The following is a 16,085-nucleotide window of genomic DNA, read 5'->3' on the forward strand; positions in this document are numbered from 1 at the left end:
TTTTTGAGCTGGCTTCAATATCCGGCTCAACTGTTGAGGGCGTCAAAACCAGGCTGGCGTGATATGTGATGCTTACCAGGCACCGCCGGTTTGAATATAAAAGGCGGTTTCATTAGGTCCTCGAGCAATATCAATACCACTGGTTAAGCCAAGTTGGCGCGCCACCAAATAACGGAAACCACCGCCAAATGCGGTTTGCCAACTGGAGTCAGCTACCGAGTTATTGAAGTTATCTGCCTGACCACTGCCTACGAAACCCAGTACTGTCCAGCGGCTGTCCAAGTGATGACGCAGCTCCGCTTCTGCGAGCACCACTCGATCACCTTGATAACGCATTGCCGATATGCCACGCAAGTCTACGAAGGGACGGGCATAAAAAGGAGAGCCATCGGTAATGTATTTACCATCGCCTCTCAGTGCTATGGTCCATTTCGAGTTAATCGGCTGATAGGCATTTACGTAGGCGTGGTAATCTTGGTATTGATAGTCGCCACCCAAATTTTCATGGTGGAATTTAGCGCTAATTCCGGCTTTGATACCGGAACTGGCACTGAAACGATTGTCCAGTGAATCGTAGGTTATCTTGATATTAAGGGCACCGTCTTTGCTGTTTAGCGCCGGTAACCCGAGATCCGGTAGGTTGGTGACGAGCCCAAAATCCACCTCAGATTGCATTAAGGAATAGCCGGCACCTAAGAACACGTTGCTTTGTCCAAGTCGATATTCTAATTCTTGCAATAGATATTCGCCTTTGATGTTAAAGCCGAAAGCAGGGCCGTTTTCTATGGGGTAAAATTTGAGATTTAAATCGGCGCCAAATAACGCACCAAGGTAGCGTAAACTGTCATCTTTCCAGCTGTTGGAGTGAAACAGTCCGCCCAATTTACTGCCGTTTTCGGTCGCAGCAGCAACCACCCCCGTAACCGCTGGTAACTCGGGATTCACCTGGTTGGGGTTGTCTTTTCGCCACTGGCGTTGAGCTTCGGTTTCATGAAAGAACAGCAATGCGGCACCGCCGCCAACGCCAACCGCCGGTTCGGTAATAATAATGGGGACCGGCATAAAGCCAACCGCGTTTTCAAGGATCCATTCGCTGGCATCAAAGCGGCCATCGAGGGGATCTTTCAACTGTTCCATAATGCTGGCAGTTGTTGAGGCGCTAAAAAATGCAACACTCAATAATGAAATTGTGATTCCTTTCCGAGGCTTCAAATCAGTGCATTCCTTTGTTTTTGCCACCGATTGGTAGCGTTTAATTAAGACATTGAAAACACAGTATACCGATAACAAGCCACATTTGACCTAAAAATAGTGATGTACATTGCAAAATTAGGCGTTATATTGACCTGCAGCATGTTAATTTAGTAAATGATTAGCTCCCCTTTTAACCAAACCAATGAGCAAGTGAGGCTTTAGAGCATGACAAAGATGATATTGATCACCGGGTCAACGGATGGAATCGGACTGTTAACCGCAAGCAAACTGCTAGAGCTTGGGCACAAGGTGATTGTTCATGGTCGTAATCCCAGCAAGCTTGAACAAGTTAAACTGCAGCTTAGTGACAAGTTTGGCAAGCCTGTGCTTGGCTATAATGCGGATTTGTCCTCTATTGGTGAAACCATGCGTCTTGCGGACCAAGTCTCTATGTTGCACGGTGAATTGGATGTGTTAATTAATAATGCCGGTATCTACTCTGGCGGCGACACCACAACGGTCGATGGTTTGGATGTACGCTTTGCGGTTAATACCGTGGCACCTTATATTTTGACCGAACGCCTACAGCCCATTATGAATCCTGGTTGCCGTGTTATTAATTTGTCATCTGCGGCGCAAGCGCCGGTGGATTTGGCCGCTCTTAACGGAGAGCGTGCTTTGTCTGCAGGAGAAGCGTATGCGCAAAGTAAGCTGGCACTGACTATGTGGACTCGAGCCATAGCGCCAGAGCATGAACAACAATCGCACATGCTGGTTTCGGTCAATCCTGGCTCTTTACTTGGAAGTAAAATGGTTAAGGAGAATTTTGGTATTGCCGGCGGTGACATGAATGTGGGGGCTGATATCTTAGTAAAAGCGGCCACATCCGAAGAGTTTGCATCTGCACATGGTTTGTATTTCGACAACGACAGCGGTCGCTTTGCCAATGCCCATCCCGATAGTCTTAGCGACGATAAATGCAACGCCGTGGTGGCTGCGATAGAGAGTATTATCCAACGTCACTAATAAAAACGGTTGCCTAAACAGCAACCGTTAACTCACCAAAACCGAGCAAACAAGGGCCACTAGGCCCTCTTAAACTTTGCTATCGATATCATCCAATAAACTGTTTAAGCGTTCATAGCTGTCGGCAATGCAGTTGATGTGCCCCAGCTTTCGATTGGGCTTAACGGTTTTGTTGTACCAATTAAGTTTGGCTGCTGCCGATAAACTATGGGTATCCGGTAGTGGGTTACCAATTAGATTAAACATGCCTGCTTTGCCTAATATCCCTACATCGCCCAAGGCTTGTCCAGTGATGGCGCGTACGTGGTTTTCAAATTGGCAGGTCAAACTGCCCAACTGTGTCCAGTGGCCACTGTTGTGAACCCGTGGAGCCAATTCATTCACCATCAAACGGCCATTAACGTCAAAGAATTCAATGGCTAGCACGCCAACGTAATCCATCTCAACCAGTAATTTTTCCATTGCCTCTTGAGCGGCTTTGGTCAGCGCTTGGCTAATGCCTGGCGCAGGCGCAATGCTGCGTTTTAGAATTCCGTTTTGGTGCACGTTTTCAGTAATCGGATAGTGCTTTATATTGCCTTGCTTATCACGAGCCGATACTTGCGATACTTCCCGCTGGAATGGAATGAAGGCTTCGATAATAAAATTGCTGTGCTCACTGGCATCGAATGCTTCTACATCAGCATTATTGCGCAACACCCATTGATTTTTACCGTCATAGCCTTCGGTACAAGACTTAGCAACCATAGGTAACCCAATTTGCGTTTCAACAACCGCAGCGCTTTGTTCGAAAACGAAAGCGGCACTGTCAATGCCTAGATGGGCCAAGGTCTTCTTTTCATTATGGCGATTTTGACACACGGCAATGGCATCAGGGTTTGGATAAACAGGGCAAAGCTGATTAAGCGCACGAATAAACGCTATGTCTACCTGCTCTTTTTCCACAGTAATCACATCGGGATTGCCTAGGCTTTGCCACCATTGCTGCAGCTGTTGCGCGTCTTGCCAGTTTTGAGGAATGTCATGGATGCTGCCTAGTTCATTGATGCAGCGGTTATCTTGCGACAAGTCGTCTTTAATAAAGCAAAATTCAACACCTAAAGGGATGCCAGCTAACGCCATCATCCGAGAAAGCTGACCGCAACCAACAATGGCTACTTTCATTACTCTACCTCCCAGCCAACGCTTTCGGTTTGGTTCTTGCGCCAAGCTTTTAGTTTGGTTTGTAGTTCAGGATCGTGGATGGCAAGCATTTGAGCAGCAATGAGTCCAGCATTAAATGCACCCGCTTCACCAATGGCTTGAGTCGCCACAGCAACGCCTTTTGGCATTTGCACAATCGACAACAGGCTGTCCATTCCTTTAAGTGCTTTGCTGGTTACTGGAACGCCAATTACCGGCAACCAGGTCATTGAAGCAGCCATGCCCGGCAGGTGCGCCGCGCCACCTGCGCCAGCAATAATCACTTGATACTCTTTATCGGCATTTTTTGCGAACTCCATAAGGCGCTCGGGTGTGCGATGGGCTGACACAACTTTGGCATCATAGGCGATACCAAGTTGCTCTAGAACTTCGGTGGCTTTTTGCATGACTGGCCAGTCAGACTTGGAACCCATGATGATGGCAACTTTTAAAGAGGTGGACATAAGTTTCCTTTATCAGATATCAAATGCGTATTGTTATTGTCACCATAGTTGATGGCGATCACTTTGATTAGGCAGAGCACTATACCAAAGCTTTAGGGGGCAAATAAACGAGAAAATTTCGATAGATCGCAACTGTGCTTGTTGAGGCTTTGCTATTCGCTCAACTTTGTCATTATTATGAAGACTAAAGTGCAATGATAAAGCGGTAAATAGATTCATGATGACGTCGCCATTAGCTCGGTTTTCCAGTCCCATTATCCTTGATGGTGGGCTTGCGACCGAGCTTGAACGTCTGGGGTACAAGCTTAATCATGAGCTTTGGTCTGCAAAGCTTTTAGTAAAAGCGCCCGAGGCCATCGTGCAAGCTCATTTGAATTATTTGAATGCCGGAGCGCAGTGCATCATTAGTGCCAGTTACCAAGCATCGCTTGCTGGCTTCCAAAAGATGGGATTGGTTGACTCAGAGGCTGTGCGTGCCATGGGGCTTGCCAGCAAGCTAGCTAATCAAGCGGTAACGCAATTCGTAAACGATCAACACAGAGGTGAGCGGCCACTGGTCGCCGCAAGTGTAGGCCCCTACGGCGCAATACTCGCCAATGGCGCCGAATATCATGGTCGCTACGGCTTAAGCGATGAGCAACTGTATGAATTTCACCGACAAAGACTCCAACTGTTGAATGTGCACAGCACCGATATTATAGCCTTTGAAACCATTCCAAGCTGGCAAGAGGCGCAAATAGTGATCGCGTTAGGTGAGGAGTGTGCCATGCCCAACTGGCTAAGCTTAAGCTGCCAAGATGGTCAGCACCTTAATGATGGCGGTGAGATTGAGCAGGTAGCGCGCGCCGTTGAGCAATCGAGTAATACTCAGGCAATAGCCATTAATTGCAGTGCCATTGAGACCATTAGTGAGCTTATCAGTCGCATTCAGTCGCAGTGCAATAAACCCATTTTGGTGTATCCGAATTCCGGAGCTCGTTACGATGCCACCACTAAGGCGTGGATAGCGCCGCAAACCAGCAAACCTTTACACCACTATGCGCAACAATGGGTACAACAAGGCGTGTTAGCCGTGGGTGGCTGCTGCCAAATCGATGCTGACGACATCAAGCGACTGAGCCAACATATTAACCAGTAAAATAGTCGGTTACTTCGCAAGCTATTAAGGCATGCCTTGTCCTCGAGCGGATACCCACAGCCCATACCATTCTTCCCTTGAGAGCGTTACCTTGTGTGCTTTCGCGCAATCGCGAATGCGTTGGCTGTTGGTGGTGCCAATGATGGGGCGAATGTCGGCCGGATGGCGCATCAGCCAAGCAAGAACAATGGCCTCGGCAGACGTTTGATGCTCATGCGCCAGCTGCTCAACTAGCTTAGCCGTAGCTCTAACTGCGGGATTAGATGCGTCGCCGGCTGCTCCACTGAACTGACCTTTGGCTAAGCTTCCCCAAGCTTGCAGCTGCACCTTATTTAAACGACAGTACTCCAGAGTGCCAGTGCCGTAGTTTACCGGTGCCATGGCCGAGTTGCCGCTGCTGATACCGTCTTCAATAAAAGCACGGTGGGCCAAACTCAACTCCACTTGATTAACCACAAGAGGTTGCGATAAATAATGCTGCAAAAATTGCATTTGAGTTGCGTTCATGTTGGATACGCCAAACTGCTTCACTTTTCCTTGTTGCAGCAAGGTATCAAAGGCGTGGGCCACCTGTTCTGGTTCCATGAGTGGATCAGGGCGGTGCAACATCAGTACGTCTAATTGCTCAATGCCTAAGCGAGTTAATATTCCGTCCACCGATGAGGTAATCCAGTCCAATGAAAAATCGTAACGGGCCGGAGCGTTGTCATCGGCAAATCGGATGCCGCATTTAGATTGAATATTAATCTCTTTGCGTAAATTCGGTCGGGCCTTTAGTATTTCCCCAAATAGTTGTTCGGCTTTACCTTGGGTGTAGATATCGGCGTGATCAAAACAACGAATGCCAGCATCCAATGCCGCATCAATTGCTGAGTTTGCCAACCGCCTATCGTCATCGCTGATGTGAGGATTTTGCCAATCCCCTCCAAGGCCCATGCAACCAAAAATAAGCTTGTTGTGGCTGTCATTCATACCAAGTCCTTTTGTTATCGTGAGGGTAAGGCTTAATGCTGCGGTTATTTGAAGGTTAAGTCTAGCATTTGATGGTATATTTCTAAGGAAACCTTTTTATGCGTGAGGCAATGTCATGGACGAAGAGCAATACAAATCACTGCCTTTGGTTTTGGCCGGGCCTATTTTACGCAGAATGACCTCAAAGCGGTTAACCTTTTGGATGGCATTGTCGCAGCGCCCTAAGGTGGCGTTAAGCTTGCTACCTAGTGGATCAACCGAAGTTGATTTAGGGGATATCGAGCAACATTGTTGCTGGCTCACCGGATCTGACAATCTGCACTACCTATTAGTAGACTTGCCGTTAAAACAGGAATTACCGCTCAATACCTGGATTGGGTACCAATTTCATTTGACCCCAAAAGGCTCCTCTCAAGCGTTAGACTATCGCCAATGGGCTCCCTATATTTGTTACCCCAATCGCGATTCACCTGGCTTTATTATCAAGCCAAAAGTAGACAATATTTTGCACGGCTCTTGTCGAAAACCTCATCACGAGAGCGCAGATGGGTTGGTTCGGGCGGATAACTGGTTAGCTCAGTTACCCGAGCAGGAGTGGCCAAGCTTATTGTTATTAAGTGGCGATCAAATATACGCTGATGACGTAGCAACCCCAATGCTGGTGGCGATTCATCAAGCGATTGCTCAGTTGGAATTACCTGAGGAGCCATTTTGCGAGTCGGTGGTTGCGCTATCGAGTCGCTTACATACCAGCGAACCTTATTATCAAAACCGGCAATCCTTGTTGCCTCAATTATCCAGCGCCAGTGGTCCGCTGAAAACCTTGTTTAAAGGCGTTCGAAAACCCATCTTCACCTCTTCCAGTGCTCATAATCATTTAGTGTCGTTAGCAGAAGTGCTGGTGATGTATCTACTGGTGTGGTCGCCCGCATTATGGAGCAATATCAAACCGGTTGAGTTAGCGGGGTTGTCGCCTAAACAACTGCTTGAGTATCAGCAACAGCAGCAGATGCTTGATCAATTTCGCCGTGGTTTAGATAAGGTTCAACGACTACTGGCTAATGTGCCCACGGCAATGATTTTTGATGATCACGATGTGACTGATGACTGGAACTTGTCGGCAGCGTGGGAGCAAGCGTCCTATAGTCATCCATTCTCGAAGCGAATCATAGGTAATGCCTTAGTTGCATATGCTATTAATCAAGGCTGGGGAAACGCGCCAGAGGTATTTAAAGAAGTGCTATCGCCGCTTCAGTCAGCGTTGTTAACGCCCGGTTCTGATGCGCATCAACAACTGATTGAGCGCCTATTTCGGTTCAGACATTGGCACTTTCAGTGGGATCTTGAACCGGCGTTGGTGGTGTTAGATACGCGCACGAATCGCTGGCGTTCGGAGCGCAAATTAGCGGCGCCATCTGGTTTAATGGATTGGGAGTCCTTAACCGAATTACAACTCACGCTCATGGGAAAAGAGTCGGTGATTATGGTTTCGCCGGCTCCGGTTTTTGGGGTAAAACTTATTGAAATCATACAATCGTTATTCACCAAACTAGGTCAGCCTTTAGTCATTGACGCTGAAAACTGGATGGCTCACTCGGGCTCTGCCAACACCATGCTGAATATGTTTAGCCATCCCAAAACGCCGCAGCATTTCACCATTCTTTCTGGCGATGTTCATTATTCTTTTGTTTTTAAAGTCACATTACGGGGGCAAAGCGGGGGGCCTGATATTTGGCAAATTACCAGCTCTGGTATTAAAAACACCTTCCCTAAGACATTGCTGGATATTTTGGATCGGTTGAATCGATGGTTGTACGCGCCGCAATCGCCACTGAATTGGTTTAATAAACGCAGACGGATGAAGGTGACACCTCATAAACCTGCGGATGCCGCTAAGGGAGAACGATTGTTAAATGCCTCTGGTATTGGTTTGGTGAGTTTTGACGAGCAGGGTAGGCCGAGCAAGATTACCCAATTATGCTCCAACGGCCAAGAGGTCCAGTTTCAAGCTTTGGATGAACAAAGCCACTGGGATTAGCTAAGGCTAGATCAAGACGTTGTAATTGAGCGCCAGCTCTACCACGCCACAGAATACGGTAAGTCCTGCTACTCGGTTCAACCAGGTAAGTGAGCTAGGGTTCCCAGCGGCGCAATAATGCAATGCAATGGCCAGCAGAGCGATGGCTGATATTAATAGGGTCATACATACTTCCTCAAATCCTTAATGGTGGTAATGATAGTTATTATCATTTGCATTTGCAAGATTTAATTTTCTCTAATTACGATTAAATAATCGTGGCTTGCACTCTTGAAACGTCAACCAGCATTTGTCGGTTCACATATTCCACAATTTTTATGCATAAGTTGGTGTTCTTATACTTTACTTTTATTGTTAAGAACTTGTTGAAACGTGATAAGTGGTGGGCTTATAAGCAAAAGTGGATCGGTTTAAAAAGTAGCCATCGAGATAGATTCTCGGGATCTGTCTCACAGAGTACTGATTGCTTTGATTTTCATTGTATGTTGCATGAGATTGATCAAGTTTTTCTTTCTGAATATGCAGTTTAGTATGCCCCGAATCTATTCACAAAAGCATAAAGAACTGAGGATCACATGACCTTCTTGCAGACTATTGCGAGTTTATCGCCAATCATTGCCGTATTGCTATTTTTAGTATTGCTGCGCATGCCAGCATCTAAAGCGATGCCTATTTCCGCTGTTGTAACGGCGTTGGCTGCTTTCTTCATTTGGAACATGGACGGCACCATTCTTGGTGCTTCTGTCGTTGAGGGCTTATTGGCCGCAATTACGCCACTGACCATTATTTTTGGTGCTGTATTCTTACTGAATACCTTAAAGTTTTCCGGCGCAATGGACACCATTCGTGCGGGTTTCACAAACATTAACGGTGATGCTCGAGTTCAGGTCATTATCATTTGTTGGTTGTTTGGTAGCTTCATCGAAGGCTCTGCTGGTTTCGGTACGCCAGCGGCTATTGGTGCGCCACTTCTTGTTCTGCTTGGTGTTCCACCGGTAGCGGCGGCCGTTGTTGCCCTAATTGCTGACTCCACTTCTGTGTCTTTTGGAGCCATTGGTCTTCCGGTTCTGTTCGGTATGGAGCAAGGCTTAATGGAAGGTGGCCAAAGCATGGCTGCAGCGCAAATCGCACAATTTGGTGACTTCGCATCTTATGCCCAGTACATCGCCATGCACATGATCACCATCGACTTAATTACCGGTTCGCTGCTGCCATTGGTCATTGTGTGTGTATTAACGGGCTTTTTTGGTAAGAACAAATCCTTTAAAGAAGGTTTGGGTGTTTGGAAATTCGCATTGTTTGCCGGATTCGCATTCACCATTCCAGCATGGTTAATTAACTACGTCGCGGGTCCTGAATTCCCATCAGTTATTGGTGCCCTAGTAGGCATGGCGTTGGTTATTCCAGTGGCTAAGAAAGGTTTCTTATTGCCTAAGCAAGTGTGGCACGACTTTGCCCACCAAGAAGGTACTGAGCAAGACAAAACCACTGAAGTTAGATCTGAGCAAAAGCTTGAAATTTCACAAGTAGCGGCATGGTCTCCTTACTTAATCATGGCTGCCTTGTTGGTGCTATCACGCGTTGTTGCGCCGCTTAAATCTTGGTTGGTTAGCTTTAACATCGACTTTACCAACTTCTTTGGTATGGACTTGTTATTCGGAACCGGTCTTAAGGCGGGCTTTGCAACCCTTTACGCGCCTGGCATTTTCTTTGTGGTCGTGTGTGTTATTGGTTTCTTCTTGTTCAAGATGAACAATACCGCCATTAAAAACAGCGTATCAACTTCTTGTAAATCCATGGTTCCTACCATCATCTCTTTGGGTGCATCGGTGCCAATGGTGAAAATCTTCCTTAACTCAGGTCACAACGGAGCAGGCTTAGAGTCAATGCCAGTAGCATTGGCCAACTCGTTAGCAGGCAGCTTAGGCAGCATCTGGGAGTGGATGGCGCCAGTTGTCGGTATCTTCGGTGCATTCTTGTCCGGCTCTGCTACTTTCTCCAACATGATGTTCTCAGGTCTTCAATACAGTGTTGCAGACAGTGCAGGACTTAATCACGCCTTGATATTAGGTCTACAAGGTATCGGCGCTAACGCCGGTAACATGATGTGTGTAATGAACGTTGTTGCCGCGGCTACTGTTGTCGGTATGGCCGGTAGAGAATCGGAAATTATTCGTAAAACAATGCCAGTAGCGCTGGGCTACGCCATGGTTGCGGGTACTATCGCATTCTTCTGGGGCGGCTTCGCTTAAGCGTTTTTGAATTTATAAATTAAAGAGTTCTATGATGAGTAAAAGTAATATTGACTATAGCCAGGTCGTTGCGAAATTACGTGAACGTCTAGGTAATGAGCGAGTAACAGACGATTACGTACGCCGTTTCGCATGGTCGACGGATGCCAGTTATTTCCGCATTGTACCTGAAGTTGTTGTACACGCTGACGATGTAGAGCAAGCCAAGGCGACTTTAGAAGTAGCCCGTGAATTTGGAGCGCCAGTGACCTCCCGAGCAGCAGGTACCAGCTTATCGGGACAAGCCGTTGGTGAAGGCATCTTGTTGATTTTGGGCCACGATGGATTCCGCAAATTGGAAATCAGCGAAGACCACAGCAAAATCACCTTAGGCGCAGCGGTTATTGGCTCTGACGCCAACGCTGCTCTAAAACCGCTTGATAAGAAAATTGGTCCAGATCCAGCAACTCTTGCCTCTGCTATGATTTCCGGCATTGTTGCCAACAACGCTTCTGGTATGTGCTGTGGTACTCATCAAAACAGTTACCAGACCATTGCTTCTTGTAAAATCGTATTTGCAGACGGCACCGAGTTGGATACTGGTTGTGAAAAGTCAAAAGCAGCCTTTAGTGAAAGCCATCCACAACTTCTAAGTGATTTGGTTGAGTTGGCTAAGCTGACTAAAAACAACCAAGTACTTGCGGATCGCATTCGTAAGAAGTTCTCTATCAAGAACACCACTGGCTATAGCTTGAATGCCTTGGTTGACTTTGAAGACCCATTTGAATTGATTAACCACTTGATGGTTGGCTCTGAAGGTACACTAGCCTTCATTGACGAAGTAACTTACCTAACCGTTGATGAGTCTCGCTTTAAAGCTTCGGCAATGGCGGTATTCTTCAACATGGTTGATGCAGCACGTGCAATCCCTATTATTAAAGGCGAAAGCGTTGCCGCTGCTGAGTTGCTTGACTGGGCCTCAATTAAGGCCGTTACCGGCAAGCCAGGTATGCCAACTTGGTTAGACCAATTGCAAGAAGGCGCTGCGATTCTATTGATCGAAAGCCGTGCGAATGACCACGACACCTTAGCGGCTTACACCAAAGACGTTATTGAGAAGTTGTCAGTATTCGAAACCGAACGTCCTGTTGAGTTCAGCTCTGATCCAGCGGTATTTGGTGAGTACTGGGCAATGCGTTCTGGCTTATTCCCAATCATTGGTGGTGAGCGTGAACCAGGCACTTCAGTTATTATCGAAGACGTGGCTTTTGAAGCTGAGCACTTAGCGGGCGCTGCAGCCGACCTAACCGAACTGTTCCACGAACATGGCTACCCAGAAGGTGTGATTTACGGTCACGCGTTAGACGGTAACTTCCACTTCATTATTACACCGAAGTTTGAGACTCAAGAAGACATTGATCGTTTCGAAGCCTTTATGGATGACGTCGCGGTGATGGTTATCGACAAGTACGACGGCTCAATGAAGGCTGAGCACGGTACCGGTCGTGCGGTTGCGCCGTTTGTGGAAATGGAATGGGGTGCTGACGCTTACACTATGATGAAGCGCATTAAAGCCATCTTCGATCCACAAAACATTCTTAACCCTGGCGTAATTCTTAACGATGACAAGAAAATTCACGTTAAGAACATTAAATCAGCTCCTGTGGTTGATGGTTACGTTGACCGTTGTATTGAGTGTGGTTTCTGTGAGAAAACCTGTCCCACCAGCGCGCTTAACCTAACACCTCGTCAACGTATTGCGACTCTTCGTGAAATCGCTCGTTTAGAGAAAGAAGGTCAACAAGAGCAAGCTGATAAGCTTCGTGCCGACTCTAAGTACGACGTAGTTGATACCTGTGCGGCATGTCAGTTATGTACCATTGCTTGCCCAGTTAACAACAACATGGGTCAATTAGTACGTAACCTACGTACTCCGTACATCACTAAAACCGAGCAAGCTTTCCTTGACTTACAAGCGAAGCACTGGGGTAAAGTGAACGTTGTATTAAGCACTGGCTTTAACGTACTTGGTACTATCCATAAATTAACCGGCACCACGGTTACTGGTGGCATCATGAAAGCGGCGCGCATGATCACCAAGGAAGTTCCATACTGGAATAAAGACTTCCCTAAAGGTGGTGCAATGCCTAAGCTTCCACCGTTGAAAGAAAACCGCGAAACCGTAGTTTACTTCCCAGCGTGTGGTGGCCGTACCTTCGGTCCAACGCCAATCGATACTGACAAGCGCAGCCTACCTGAAGTAGTGGTAACGCTACTTGAGCGTGCAGGTTACAACGTAGTTACCCCAGCTAATGCTCGTGACCTATGCTGTGGCCAATTGTGGGAATCTAAAGGTGACTTCCCGAACGCTGATGCGAAACGCAAAGAGCTCATTGAAAACGTAGCAAGCTTAACCGAAGGCGGTAAGCTAACTGTTATCGTTGATGCCTTGTCTTGTACTAAGCGTACCTTGAAAGCTGATAAGTCATTAACCGACAAGATCAACATCGTTGATTTCGTTGAGTTCATGCACGACAACATGCTTGATAAGCTAACCATCAACAAGAAAGCGCACGTTGCTCTTCACGTTGGTTGTTCTGCCAAAACTGGCGGCCTAGACGGAAAATTGATTGCTGTAACCAATGCTTGTGCTGAAAGCGTAATGCGCCCAGCAAACATTGATTGTTGTGGTTATGCTGGTGAAAAAGGCTTGTACAAACCAGAAATTAAAGTAAGCGCGCTTCGTAACATTAAGAAGTTATTGCCAGCTGACGTTTCTGAAGGCTACTACGCTAACCGTACTTGTGAAGTTGGCTTAACTGAGCAATCTGGTATTCCATACCGCCACGTTGCTTACTTGCTTGAAGAAACTACTCGCTAACCCGTGTTGTAAGTAACTTCTTAAAGCTGATAAAAAAGCGCAACCTATGAAACAACCCCCAATCCTTGGACAGCCAAGATTGGGGGTTTTTTATTGATTGAAAGAAAAGGTTTTGTTACCAACGACGGACAGGACCGGTATCAACATGAACGAAGCCGTGACGCTCGTAATAGCCTACCCCGCCAAGCTTTAATTCAATTGCTGCATCTCGTACTTCTTTTAACGGTACGTTTGGCATGGCTAAATCGATAGCCATTCCCTTCATGTGGTAGCTCTTTTTGGCGACCTTGCTTGAGCGAGCGGCGAGCATGGCATTGGTTTTAGGAGAACGATAGCCGCTGATGATGTGAATTTCATCGTGATTGCCTAAGCGGTTTTGTAACTGCCAAATTAGATTAAATAAGTTAGGGTCCATGTGGCCAGCAATGTGTTGCCGATGGTCACGAAGTAAATTATTGAATTTATTAATGCCTTCGGCTACCCATTGCCCTTCGAACTCAAATACACTGGTTAGGTGTTCATTGGTATGACGATTGTACATGGATAAGGTTTTGGGGGCATGGTTTGCTATTTCATTCGATCCTAGAGCAAATGCTTTAGGCATGGCTGCAAGGGTTGCAGCGCTTGCGATCCCACGAACAAATTGGCGACGACTAATAACACTCAAAATAGCTTCTCCACAAAAAATGAAGAGGCAATTTATCAAATCATACAATAGAATCAACGCACCAAATCGAACAAAAACCACACAATTAATCGCAACGTACTGTTTTACTTAAGCAATGCTTTGATTAAATTTTATACAAAAAAGTCAGGCCTGATTCAATTATGTAGTTAATTTGTATAGAAGTTGTAAATGTCCGGTTGAAATCGAGGCAAGGAGCCCCTTTCCACGGAACTGGTCAAATACACTGTGTACAGAGGCAGTGGTGTGGATAATGCAAGCCAATGATTGGCCTTATCAGAGTGGTGGACCTCAGAGTATTCGGCGGCATTCACAAAATCGCTGGCGCCTATGATAGAGGCAAGTTGTTGGGCATTCTCTACACGAACACACCCAGAAGAATAGGCGCGTTGTGGGTGTTTAAAGTGGTGCTGATTGGGGGTGTCGTGCAAGTAAATTGCACGCTCGTTATTTAAGAAGAATTTAACCTTGCCAAGGGCATTGTTAGGTCCCGGTTGTTGGGTGAATCTAAGGGGTAGGTCTAAATCCGTGACGTCAGTCCAGTCAATAGCGCTACTCTCCAGTAAATTTCCCTTTGCATCGCGTATTTGAAACCCTTGTTGCTCTAAATATCGATTGTCTTGCATAGCCTTAGGCAATATGTCGCGTGAAACTAGTTTGCCAGGTACGGTCCAGGTTGGATTGTAAATAAGGCTTTTGATGCTGGTTTGCATTAACGGAGTTGGGCGTTGAGGTTTGCCAACCACGGTTTTACCTTGAAATTTGATTTCTCCTTCAAGGGAGAGTGCTATGGAATAATCCGCAATATTGACCAACACGTAATTTGCCGGTAAATGGGCCTGTAAATAGATGCGCGACAGATAATCTCTAGCTAAGCGCTGTCGCCTTTCATTTGGAGAGCGATTTAGCTGGGCTAGGGTTTGGTGCCCGATCACGCCGTCAGAGACTAAGCCGTGGCGTTGTTGAAATCCTTTTAGAGCGCTTAGCAACGCATCATCGTATAGGTCGTTGAGCTCATCTTGTTGAGCAAGATCCCCCAGTAGTACTAAGCGTTGTTTTATCAGGCTGATTTGGCTATGGCGACTGTGTAAACGGTGGTTAGCTACGAATGCTAGTTCGGGCCAATCTTCATCGCTCAGTCGATTCAGGTGTTGTAAACGATTGACCACTGCGTTTCGATTTGGGTCGTTTAAAAATGCGTCAGCTATGTTAGCAACTTCAGCGGAATGAGAAAGCTCAGGAAGCATTAGTTGACCATCAAAGCTTTGCCAAAACTCAGCAATAGAAAAGTTACTGTCATACAAAGGCTCATTGAGGTTTTGCCAAGCGGATGTCATCACCAAACGTTGTTGCTCGGTGGTGAGACTCTCATTCGCTTGTGCAACAAGCAACGCACTCTGCGACAGTATACAGAGTCCGGCCAATGCAAAGCGGAGTTGCAGTGGACACATTAGACACTCATGCGCACATGGGTTGTTTAATGAGTATGGCTGGGATTAACCATCTTGCAAATTTCTCCCGAAAAATAGAGGTACGCCGCCACTGGCTACTAGCTTGGGGACGTACCCTATGTTGCTAACTCATTGATAGTTAGCTTTTAAAAAAACAGGGGTACGTCCCCACTGGGTTTCTACTGGTAGGCTCCGTCGGAGTAGGTAAGCTCATAGCTGTGGGAATAGATCTCTAGGATATTGCCAAACGGGTCTTCCATGTAGATCATGCGATACGGTTTCTCGCCGGGGTAATAATAACGAGGAGCTTTCATACGCTTCTTACCACCGGCCGCAACGATTTTCTCTGCCAATCCTTCAACATCCGGATCTTGCACGCAAAAGTGAAACACGCCGGTTTTCCAGTATTCGAAATTGTCTTCTGGATTTTGCTGATTGTTGAATTCAAACAGCTCTACGCCAATGCGATCGCCGGTGGATAAATGGGCGATGCGAAACGACTTCCAATTACTGCCAAATACATCGGTACACATTTCACCGATGGCGCTATCATCCTCGACGATTTCGGTGGGCTCCATGATGAGATACCAGCCCAGTACCTCGGTATAGAATTTAACGGCCGCCTCTAAATCCGGAACCGAAATGCCAATATGAGAAAAGTTTCTTGGATAAGTTTGAGTCATTGTAATGTCCTTTGGTTCAGTTGATGGTTACAGTGTAGACAGTAATAATTAAAATAAAAAATTATTGTTTTTGATTGTTTTGATAAATTAACGTTATTATTTAAGTAAAGGTAAATCGAATTAATTAAGCCACAAGGGCG

At 46.5% G+C, this 16,085-nt stretch carries 13 protein-coding genes; 5 read left to right on the forward strand and 8 right to left on the reverse strand.

Going from position 1 to position 16,085, the window contains the following annotated elements; genetic code table 11:
- Window positions 1-72: 72 nt before the first annotated feature.
- The gene (locus CLC91_RS02765) at window positions 73-1,179 is read right to left on the reverse strand and encodes a BamA/TamA family outer membrane protein (RefSeq protein WP_233132557.1); all 1,107 of its coding nucleotides are present in this window, start codon (window positions 1,177-1,179) and stop codon (window positions 73-75) included.
- Window positions 1,180-1,419: 240 nt separating this feature from the next.
- Here CLC91_RS02765 and CLC91_RS02770 point away from each other — a divergent pair, with 240 nt between their 5' ends.
- Window positions 1,420-2,220, forward strand: coding sequence for an SDR family NAD(P)-dependent oxidoreductase (locus CLC91_RS02770; RefSeq protein WP_095497422.1), 801 nt, complete (start codon window positions 1,420-1,422; stop codon window positions 2,218-2,220).
- Window positions 2,221-2,289: 69 nt separating this feature from the next.
- On the opposite strand, the gene CLC91_RS02775 is transcribed toward CLC91_RS02770, so the two are convergent.
- Together CLC91_RS02775 and purE are read right to left on the reverse strand one after the other, a co-directional pair.
- Window positions 2,290-3,384 (reverse strand): 5-(carboxyamino)imidazole ribonucleotide synthase, encoded by a 1,095-nt coding sequence (locus CLC91_RS02775; RefSeq protein ID WP_095497423.1) that lies wholly within the window; start codon window positions 3,382-3,384, stop codon window positions 2,290-2,292.
- Window positions 3,384-3,866: a 5-(carboxyamino)imidazole ribonucleotide mutase gene (gene purE / locus CLC91_RS02780; protein WP_095497424.1), complete on the reverse strand. Its 483-nt coding sequence runs from the start codon at window positions 3,864-3,866 to the stop codon at window positions 3,384-3,386. The genes CLC91_RS02775 and purE overlap by 1 nt, the downstream gene beginning before the upstream one ends.
- Before the next feature lie 220 nt (window positions 3,867-4,086).
- Between purE and mmuM the strand changes: the two genes are divergently transcribed.
- The gene (gene mmuM / locus CLC91_RS02790; RefSeq protein WP_158220680.1) at window positions 4,087-5,004 is read left to right on the forward strand and encodes a homocysteine S-methyltransferase; all 918 of its coding nucleotides are present in this window, start codon (window positions 4,087-4,089) and stop codon (window positions 5,002-5,004) included.
- 24 nt (window positions 5,005-5,028) lie between these two features.
- Here mmuM and CLC91_RS02795 read toward each other — a convergent pair whose 3' ends face one another.
- Window positions 5,029-5,976 (reverse strand): aldo/keto reductase, encoded by a 948-nt coding sequence (locus CLC91_RS02795; protein WP_095497427.1) that lies wholly within the window; start codon window positions 5,974-5,976, stop codon window positions 5,029-5,031.
- A gap of 115 nt (window positions 5,977-6,091) precedes the next feature.
- Between CLC91_RS02795 and CLC91_RS02800 the strand changes: the two genes are divergently transcribed.
- Window positions 6,092-8,014: an alkaline phosphatase D family protein gene (locus CLC91_RS02800; RefSeq protein ID WP_095497428.1), complete on the forward strand. Its 1,923-nt coding sequence runs from the start codon at window positions 6,092-6,094 to the stop codon at window positions 8,012-8,014.
- A 6-nt stretch (window positions 8,015-8,020) separates the two neighbouring features.
- Here CLC91_RS02800 and CLC91_RS14945 read toward each other — a convergent pair whose 3' ends face one another.
- Window positions 8,021-8,179 carry a hypothetical protein gene (locus tag CLC91_RS14945; RefSeq protein ID WP_158220681.1) on the reverse strand — a complete coding sequence of 53 codons (159 nt, stop codon included), beginning with the start codon at window positions 8,177-8,179 and terminating at the stop codon, window positions 8,021-8,023.
- A 410-nt stretch (window positions 8,180-8,589) separates the two neighbouring features.
- On the opposite strand from CLC91_RS14945, the gene CLC91_RS02805 reads away from it, so the two are divergent.
- Entirely contained in the window at window positions 8,590-10,266 is a 1,677-nt protein-coding gene (locus CLC91_RS02805; RefSeq protein WP_095499957.1) for an L-lactate permease, read from the forward strand.
- Between the two features lie 34 nt (window positions 10,267-10,300).
- Window positions 10,301-13,126, forward strand: a complete 2,826-nt coding sequence (locus tag CLC91_RS02810) for an FAD-binding and (Fe-S)-binding domain-containing protein (protein ID WP_095499958.1) — start codon at window positions 10,301-10,303, stop codon at window positions 13,124-13,126.
- A gap of 115 nt (window positions 13,127-13,241) precedes the next feature.
- Here the strand turns inward: CLC91_RS02810 and CLC91_RS02815 are convergent, their stop codons facing one another.
- The 3 genes from CLC91_RS02815 to CLC91_RS02825 all read right to left on the reverse strand — a co-directional run bounded on the left by CLC91_RS02815 (window position 13,242) and on the right by CLC91_RS02825 (window position 15,945).
- On the reverse strand, window positions 13,242-13,730 hold the full coding sequence (locus CLC91_RS02815; RefSeq protein WP_095497592.1) for a DUF882 domain-containing protein: 489 nt from the start codon (window positions 13,728-13,730) through the stop codon (window positions 13,242-13,244).
- A gap of 230 nt (window positions 13,731-13,960) precedes the next feature.
- Entirely contained in the window at window positions 13,961-15,262 is a 1,302-nt protein-coding gene (locus CLC91_RS02820) for a L,D-transpeptidase family protein (RefSeq protein ID WP_095499959.1), read from the reverse strand.
- A gap of 179 nt (window positions 15,263-15,441) precedes the next feature.
- Window positions 15,442-15,945, reverse strand: a complete 504-nt coding sequence (locus tag CLC91_RS02825) for a lactoylglutathione lyase family protein (RefSeq protein ID WP_095497433.1) — start codon at window positions 15,943-15,945, stop codon at window positions 15,442-15,444.
- Window positions 15,946-16,085 lie beyond the last annotated feature (140 nt).

The organism is Paraferrimonas haliotis (genome assembly GCF_002282895.1).
In the GTDB taxonomy this organism is placed as follows: Bacteria; Pseudomonadota; Gammaproteobacteria; order Enterobacterales; family Shewanellaceae; genus Paraferrimonas; species Paraferrimonas haliotis.